9 protein-coding genes are annotated in these 8,018 nt (G+C 69.4%); 6 read left to right on the forward strand and 3 right to left on the reverse strand.

Going from position 1 to position 8,018, the window contains the following annotated elements:
• Positions 1-520: rod shape-determining protein MreC (gene mreC, locus HUU94_RS07435; protein WP_174274457.1), on the reverse strand; the 520-nt coding region annotated here is incomplete at its 3' end.
• 23 nt (positions 521-543) lie between these two features.
• Positions 544-1,575: a rod shape-determining protein gene (locus tag HUU94_RS07440; RefSeq protein ID WP_174274458.1), complete on the reverse strand. Its 1,032-nt coding sequence runs from the start codon at positions 1,573-1,575 to the stop codon at positions 544-546.
• A 106-nt stretch (positions 1,576-1,681) separates the two neighbouring features.
• On the opposite strand from HUU94_RS07440, the gene mutL reads away from it, so the two are divergent.
• Positions 1,682-3,523 (forward strand): DNA mismatch repair endonuclease MutL, encoded by a 1,842-nt coding sequence (gene mutL, locus HUU94_RS07445; protein WP_174274459.1) that lies wholly within the window; start codon positions 1,682-1,684, stop codon positions 3,521-3,523.
• 343 nt (positions 3,524-3,866) lie between these two features.
• Complete coding sequence (locus HUU94_RS07450; RefSeq protein ID WP_174274460.1) at positions 3,867-4,283, forward strand: TIGR01244 family sulfur transferase; 417 nt, start codon at positions 3,867-3,869, stop codon at positions 4,281-4,283.
• A gap of 14 nt (positions 4,284-4,297) precedes the next feature.
• On the opposite strand, the gene HUU94_RS07455 is transcribed toward HUU94_RS07450, so the two are convergent.
• A complete protein-coding gene (locus HUU94_RS07455) occupies positions 4,298-5,236 on the reverse strand; it encodes an ABC transporter ATP-binding protein (RefSeq protein WP_174274461.1) in 939 nt (312 codons plus the stop codon).
• 74 nt (positions 5,237-5,310) lie between these two features.
• Between HUU94_RS07455 and HUU94_RS07460 the strand changes: the two genes are divergently transcribed.
• The 4 genes from HUU94_RS07460 to HUU94_RS07475 form a co-directional block, all read left to right on the forward strand.
• Entirely contained in the window at positions 5,311-5,505 is a 195-nt protein-coding gene (locus HUU94_RS07460) for a zinc-finger domain-containing protein (RefSeq protein ID WP_174274462.1), read from the forward strand.
• A complete protein-coding gene (locus tag HUU94_RS07465) occupies positions 5,506-5,757 on the forward strand; it encodes a hypothetical protein (protein WP_174274463.1) in 252 nt (83 codons plus the stop codon). It begins immediately after the preceding gene.
• A 162-nt stretch (positions 5,758-5,919) separates the two neighbouring features.
• Positions 5,920-7,341, forward strand: coding sequence for a metalloprotease TldD (tldD, locus tag HUU94_RS07470; protein ID WP_174274464.1), 1,422 nt, complete (start codon positions 5,920-5,922; stop codon positions 7,339-7,341).
• A gap of 70 nt (positions 7,342-7,411) precedes the next feature.
• On the forward strand, positions 7,412-8,018 hold a 607-nt coding region (locus HUU94_RS07475; RefSeq protein ID WP_174274465.1), incomplete at its 3' end, for a patatin-like phospholipase family protein.

An 8,018-nucleotide genomic window follows, 5' to 3' on the forward strand; every position in this document is an offset into this window, starting at 1 on the left:
CCACGCGCCCGATCAACCCGTCCGGGCCGCGCACCGGCTGGCCGGCGCGGACGCCGTCGCGGCTCCCCGCCGCGAGCGTCGCGTAGCGCCGCTGCCCGCTCGGATTCGATCCGACGATCCGCGCGACCGCGATCGGCGGGCCGCTCTCGCCGAGGATGCGGAGCATGCGGTGGAGCCGGCGATTGTCGGCGGCGGCGATCTGCGCCTGCACCAGCGCGCGGCGCGCCTCCACCAGCTCGCGCTCCAGGATGACGTTGCGCGCGCCCGCCTGCCAGTAGCTGCCGAGCGTACCGCCCAGCGCATCGCCCCCCCGCACCACCGTTCGGGTCACGTTGGAAAAAGGCGCGGTCAGGTCCAGCGCCAGCCCGCGAATGCCCTGGAAGGCGACGGGATCGAAGCGCGCGACCAGCAGCAGCGCCAGCCCCGCGACGATGCCCATCCCCGCCGCGACATAGCCGAAGAACAGCCCTTGCGAGATGCGTCGCGAAAAGCCGCGGCCGCGGTGGCGAGGCGGCGCCATGATCGCTGCCCCCCGGTCAGCCCTCAGGCGGTGTGGAGCACGCCACGGAACATCGGATCCTCGAGCGCGCGCCCGGTGCCGAGCGCGACGCAGGTCAGGGGATTGTCGGCGATCGTCACGGGCAGCCCCGTCGCCTCGCGCAGCACCTCGTCGATGCCCTCCAGCAGCGCGCCGCCGCCGGTGAGCACGATACCCTGATCGACGATGTCGGCGGCCAGTTCGGGGGCGGTGTTTTCCAGCGCCATGCGCACACCCTCGACGATCGCCGACACGGGCTCGGACAAAGCCTCGGCGATCTGCGCCTGCGTGATCTCGATTTCCTTGGGCACGCCGTTGACGAGATCGCGGCCCTTGATCTGGATGCGCTGGCCGACCCCGTCCTTGGGCATGCGCGCGATGCCGTGCTGCTGCTTGATCCGCTCGGCGGTCGCCTCGCCGATCAGCAGATTATGGTTGCGGCGGACGTAGGAGCCGATCGCCTCGTCCATCTTGTCGCCGCCGACGCGGACGCTGGTGGTGTAGGCGAGGCCGCGCAGCGAGAGTACCGCGACCTCGGTGGTGCCGCCGCCGATATCGACGACCATCGATCCGATCGGTTCGGTCACGGGCATGTCGGCGCCGATCGCGGCGGCCATCGGCTCCTCGATCAGGAAGACCTGGCTCGCGCCCGCGTTCGATGCGGCATCGCGGATCGCGCGGCGCTCGACCTTGGTCGATCCCGAGGGCACGCAGATGATGATCTCGGGCCAGCGCGGGAAGCGGCGCTTGCCGTGGACCTTGTGGATGAAATGCTTGATCATCTGCTCGGCGATGTCGATGTCGGCGATCACGCCGTCGCGGAGCGGGCGGATGACCTCGATATGCTCGGGCGTCTTGCCCATCATCAGCTTGGCGTCGTCGCCGACCGCGCGGACCCGCTTGACCCCGCTCACGGTCTCGATCGCCACAACCGAAGGCTCGTCGAGCACGATGCCACGGCCGCGCACATAGACCAGAGTGTTCGCCGTACCGAGATCGATCGCCATGTCGTGCGACATGAATTTGAGCCAGCGCATCAAGGGGCAATGTCCGTCAGAGTTTGTTCCGCCGCCACGCCGAAACGGTGGATAAGCGCATGTCGCCGGGTCGCGGAAGCGCGTCGATTGGGCTAGACCCTATCCCATGTCAATACGCCGGCTCCCCGAGCATCTCGTCAACCGCATCGCCGCCGGCGAGGTCGTCGAGCGCCCCGCGAGCGCGCTCAAGGAGCTCGTCGAAAATGCGATCGACGCGGGTGCTGGCAGCATCGCGATCCGCCTCGCCGAAGGGGGAATCGCGGGCATCGAGGTGATCGACGACGGCTGCGGCATGGCGCCCGCCGACATGGCGCTGGCGCTGGAGCGGCACGCGACGTCCAAGCTCCCCGAAAGCCTGCTGGTCGACGGCGCGATCGAAGGGGTCGAGACGCTCGGTTTTCGCGGCGAGGCGCTGCCCTCGATCGCCAGCGTCGCGCGGCTGACGATCGAGAGCCGGGTGCGCGGGCAGGAAGGCTGGCGGCGCACCATCGACAATGGCGCGCTCGTCGCCGAGGGCCCCGCGGCGCTGCCGCCGGGGACGCGGATCAAGGTCGAGGGCCTGTTCGCGCGCGTGCCGGCGCGCGCCAAGTTCCTGCGCTCGCCGCGCGCCGAATATGGCGCCTGCGTCGATATCGTCAAACGGCTGGCGATGGCGCGGCCCGCGATCGGCTTCACGCTGGAGCATGACGGCCGCCGCAGCCTCGCCGTCCAGCCCGGCGAGACGCGGCCCGAGCGCGTCGCGGCGCTGACCGATCGCGAGCTGGTGCGCAATTCGGTGGCGATCGATCATCTGCGCGGCGAAGTGCGGCTCGGCGGCGTCGCGGGGCTGCCGACGTTCAGCCGGGGAGTCGCCGATCACCAGTTCCTGTTCGTCAACGGCCGCCCGGTGAAGGACCGGCTGCTGATCGGCAGCGTGCGCGCCGCCTATCAGGACCTGCTCGCGCGCGACCGGCACCCGATCGTCGCCTTGTTCGTCGAGCTGCCGGCGGCGGAGGTCGACGTCAACGTCCATCCCGCCAAGACCGAGGTGCGGTTTCGCGAGGCGGCGCTGGTGCGCGGGCTGATCGTCGGCGGCTTACGCGCCGCGCTCGACGCGGCGGGGCACCGGAGCGCGCATCGGGTCAGCGCGGGAGCGCTCGGCGCGTGGCGGCAGGAGCCTTCATCCTTGCCGGGCGACGGATCGGCGGAGAGGTTCGCCGCGACCGAAAGCCACAGCGATTCTGGCTTTCGTGGCTTTCGTGGCCTTCCGTCGCCCGCCGGCGGCGGCCGGGAATTTCCGTTGCAGAGCGCGGTCTGGGATCGCGTCGCCGATTTCGCGCTCCCCGCCGGCCGCGCCGAAACCGCCGAGACCCCGCCACCGTCCGTTGCCCACCCGCTGGGCATCGCGCGCGGGCAGATCGCCGCGACCTATATCGTCGCCGAAGCCGCCGACGGCCTCGTCCTCGTCGACCAGCATGCCGCGCACGAGCGGCTGGTGCTCGAGCGGATGCGGCGCGCGATGGCCGATGGCGGGGTGGCACGCCAGGCCCTGCTGCTGCCCGAGGTGGTCGAGCTCGACGAGCCCGCCTGCGACCGACTGGAGGCGCGTATCGCGGAGCTGGGCGAGATGGGGCTGGAGCTCGAACGCTTCGGCCCGCGCGCGATGCTGGTCCGCGCGGCGCCCGCATTGCTCGGGCCGAGCGACGTGCGCGGGCTGGTCACCGATCTCGCCGACGAACTCGCCGCCTATGACGAAGCGCTGAGCCTCAAGGAACGGCTCGACCATGTCGCCGCGACGATGGCCTGCCACGGCTCGGTCCGCGCCGGCCGCACGCTGACGGGCGCCGAGATGAACGCGCTGCTCCGCGAGATGGAGGTCACGCCCCGCTCCGGCCAATGCAACCATGGCCGCCCGACCTGGATCAAGCTGGCGCACGGCGACATCGAGAAATTGTTCGGCCGGAAATAGCGCCGATGCCGCGCCGGACTGCCGCCTGCGCGCGAACGACGAGCGAGGGTGGAAGCGGGCCATCATGGCCAGCCCGATAAGCATAAGCGGGATCATCAGATCGATCACCCATGCAATGTACACTGTTTGTTCTGTAAAGTCAATCCCCGCCGAACGGAAATCCGTCTGCCCGCCTTGCGCCCATGCCGCCCCTAGTGGCGGGCAACCTTGTGCGTCAGACATGCGGGCCTGACCTCTAAAAACGAGCCGGGCGGGCGGGACGCTCCACGGCACCGCGGCGGCTTGCCTCGAAGAGGCGGATCGCCCAGGGGCTGCGACCGGCAGCAGGTTTGGGAGACAGAGGATGTTCCGCACGCTCGACGAGAAGGTTTCGGTCGCCGGCCAGATCACGCCCGCCGACGTCGCGGCGGCGGCGGCGCAGGGCTATGCGGCGATCGTCAACAACCGGCCCGACGGCGAGGAGCCCGGGCAGGTGCCGGGCGCCGAGATCGCGGCGGCGGCGGCGGCGGCGGGGCTGGCCTATAGCGCGATCCCGGTCGATCATTCGGGGTTCGATCAGCGGCAGATCGATGCGATGGCGGCGGCGCTGGATGCCGCGGGCGGGCCGGTGCTCGCCTTCTGCCGATCGGGGACGCGATCGACCTATCTGTGGGCGCTCGCCAGCGCGAAGATGGGCGCGCCGGCCGAGGGTCTGGTCGCGAAGGCGGCCGCGCAGGGCTATGATCTCGGCCCGTTGCGGCCGATGCTGGACAGCCTCTAGGATGGGGAACCGTTTCAGATCGCCTCGGGCGCGCGCGTCAGGTTAAGGAACACGTCCTCCAGATCGGCCTCGTGCGTCGAGACGTCGACGATGCCGAGCCCCGCCGATTGCAGCGCCGCCAGCACCTCGCCCGCGTTCACCTTGTCCTTCGAATAGGTGATCACGACGGTGCGATCTCCCTTCAGCGCGATCTTCTCGAAACAGGGGGCCCGGGGCACCTCGGTCAGGTCGCGGTCGACGGTGACCGAGACCGCCTTCTCCTGCGCCATCGAGAGCAATTGCGGGGTCGGCTGGTTGGCGATCACGCGGCCGTGGTTGATGATCGCTATGCGATCGCACAATTCCTCGGCCTCCTCGAGATAATGGGTGGTCAGCACCACCGTCGTTCCGCTTGCGTTCAATTCGCGGACATAATCCCAGAGCTGCTGGCGGAGCTGGATATCGACGCCCGCGGTCGGCTCGTCGAGCACCAGCACGGGCGGGTTGTGAACCAAAGCCTTGGCGACGAGCAGCCGCCGCTTCATGCCACCCGAAAGCGTGCGCGCATAGGCGTTGGCCTTGTCTTCCAGATGGACCTTGCGCAGCAGTTCCAACGATCGCCGCTTGCCCTTGGGCACGCCATAGAGCCCGCCGTAGATCTCCAGCATCTCGAACGGCGTGAAGAAGGGATCGAACAATATCTCCTGCGGCACGATGCCGATCGAGGCCTTGGCGTTGCGCGGATGCGCGTCGATGTCGAAGCCCCAGATCGAGGCGCGCCCGGCGGTCTTCACGACCATGCCGGCCAGGATGTTGATCAGCGTCGATTTGCCCGCGCCGTTGGGGCCGAGCAGCCCGAACATGCTCCCGCGCGGCACATCCAGCGTGACGTCGGTCAGCGCCTGCTTGCCGCCTTTGTAGGTCTTGGAAAGCCCCGCGATCGCGATCGCCGCTTCGGTCCCTGTGTCGGTCATCGGCTCGGCGCATAGGCGCGCGAGGCGGAGCGGGCAATTGCTCTCGGCCTGCGCGATTGCTATCGTCGCGGCTTATGCAGGCAGCCCCCGAAACCACCCTCGTCAGCGTTCCCCGGGTCGTCTGCGACGGCGCGACCGACATCCCCGGCGGTGCCGCGCTCGGCCACCCCCGCGTGTTCCTGGAGATCGACGAGAAGGGCTATGTCGATTGCGGCTATTGCGACCGGCGCTTCATCCTGAAGGGCGGGGCGGCGGACGGAGCGCACTGATTGGCCGAGAAGCGTTTGCCTGTCCTGAATATCCTGATCACGTCGGGTCTAGCCGCTGCGATTGGCGCTTTTGGCGCTGGAGCGGCCGAGTTGATAAAAGAGCGGCGAGCGATCGAGATGCAGCGTTGCGAACTGGCGGCACAGCTCCTGGAAGATGAAACTCCGAACGCCGGCCTTGACGAAGGACGTCGGCGGCACGACGTGGAACTGGCGTCGCATCGCTTCGAGCTTTGCATGGAGGGCGGACGATGATGAGCTTCTGGATAGGTTTGTTCGTAGCCGGGTTGGCGGTGGCCATGTACGGTCTGTACGAGAAGGGTAAGGAAGTCGGCCGACAGGAAAGAGAGAGGAAGCTCGATCTTTAAAGTCGACGGTACGGGTGACGCCCAAGGCATAACCTCCTACATTCAGCCGATGAGCACCACCGATCCCCGCAGCATCCTCTACGCCACCCTCGAACCCGAAGCGGCACTCCGCCTCACCGCTGACGCGCTCAGAAGCTGCGACGATGGCGAGCTCTATCTCCAGCATATCGTCAGCGAGGCGTTCGGTTTCGATGACGGGCGGCTGAAGACCGCCGACTATAACACGCAATCGGGCTTCGGCCTGCGCGGGCTCTCGGGCGAGACCACCGCGTTCGCGCACGCCAACGAAATCTCGGAGGCCGCGATCCGCCGCGCCGCCGAGACGATGACCCTGCTCGATCCCGCCAAGCGCGCGCGCGAGGCCGCCCCGCGCCGCACCAACGCCGCGCTCTACACGGGCAGCGATCCACTCTCCGCCGTGCCATTCGCGCGCAAGGTCGCGCTCTGTCAGCAGATCGACGCCGCCGCGCGCGCGCGCGATCCGCGCATCGCGCAGGTGACGGTCGGGCTCTCGGGATCGTGGAGCGTCGTCGAGATCGTCCGCCCCGACGGCTTCGTCGCGACCGACATCCGCCCGCTCGTCCGCCTCAACGTCGGCATCGTCGTCGAACAGAACGGGCGGCGCGAGAGCGGCTATTTCGGATTGGGCGGCCGCTACCTCTACGATCGGCTGTTCCTGCCCGAGACGTGGAATCGCGGGATCGACGAGGCGCTCAAGCAGGCCTTGGTCAATCTCGAGAGCGTCCCCGCACCCGCCGGCGAGATGACCGTGGTCTGCGGCCCCGGCTGGCCCGGCGTGCTGCTGCACGAGGCGGTCGGCCATGGGCTGGAGGGCGATTTCAACCGCAAGGGCTCGTCGGCGTTCGCGGGCCGGATCGGCGAGCGCGTCGCGGCGCCCGGCGTGACGGTGGTCGACGACGGCTCGCTCGCCGACCGGCGCGGCAGCCTGACGATCGACGACGAGGGCACGCCGACCCAGACCAATGTGCTGATCGAGGATGGCATCCTCAAGGGTTATATCCAGGATCGCCTCAACGCGCGGCTGATGGGGGTCGCCCCCACCGGCAACGGCCGCCGCGAAAGCTTCGCGCACGCGCCGATGCCGCGCATGACCAACACCTTCATGTACGGCGGCAAGGACGATCCCGCCGAGATCCTGTCGCGGGTCAAGAACGGCATCTACGCCAAGAGCTTCGGCGGCGGGCAGGTGGATATCACCAGCGGCAAGTTCGTCTTCTCCTGCACAGAGGCGTACAAGATCGAGAACGGCCGCCTCGGGCCGCCGATCAAGGGCGCGACGCTGATCGGCGACGGCCCGACCGTGCTCACCAGGGTCGCCGCGATCGGCAACGACATGGCGCTGGACGAGGGCGTCGGCGTCTGCGGCAAGGGCGGCCAGTCGGTCCCCGCGGGCGTCGGCCAGCCGACCTTGCTGATCGAGGGGCTGACCGTCGGCGGGACGGCGGCTTGATCGTCTCCCCTCCCGCATGCGGGAGGGGTCGGGGGTGGGGCGGCCTCGATCGGTCGACTCACGCTTTTCCATGAGCGCCGCCCCGCCCCTCGATCCCCTCCCGCATGCGGGAGGGGAAGACGCGATCGCCCTCGCGCTCGGGGGCGGCGCCGCGCTCGGCTGGGCGCATATCGGCGTGCTGCGCGTGCTGGCGGAGGAGGGCATCGCGGTCGGCGCGGTCGCGGGCACGTCGATCGGCGCGATCGCCGCAATCTGTCTCGCCGCCGATCGGCTCGACGTGCTCGAAGGAATCGCGACCGGCGCGACGCGGCGTCATGTTTTCGGCTATCTCGATCCGCACCTCGGGCGCGGCGCCTTGCTCGGCGGGCGCGGAATCGCGCGGCGGCTCCGCGAGCATCTCGGCGACGTCCGGCTGGAGGCGCTCCGCATGCCTGTCAGCATCGTCGCCGCCGATATCGATCGATCGGAGGAAGTGCGGCTGACGGTAGGGCCGGCGATCGCCGCCGTGCAGGCGTCGATCGCCTTGCCCGGGCTGTTTCGCCCGGTCGCGATCGACGGGCGGCTGCTGGTCGATGGCGGGATGGTCGCGTGCGTGCCGCTCGCCGCCGCGCGGGCTATCGCCCCCGCGCTGCCTCTGGTCGCGGTCAGCCTGCTCGATGCCGCGGCGCGCCCCGGCC

Source organism: Sphingomonas bacterium (assembly GCF_903644055.1).
GTDB lineage: Bacteria > Pseudomonadota > Alphaproteobacteria > Sphingomonadales > Sphingomonadaceae > Sphingomonas_I.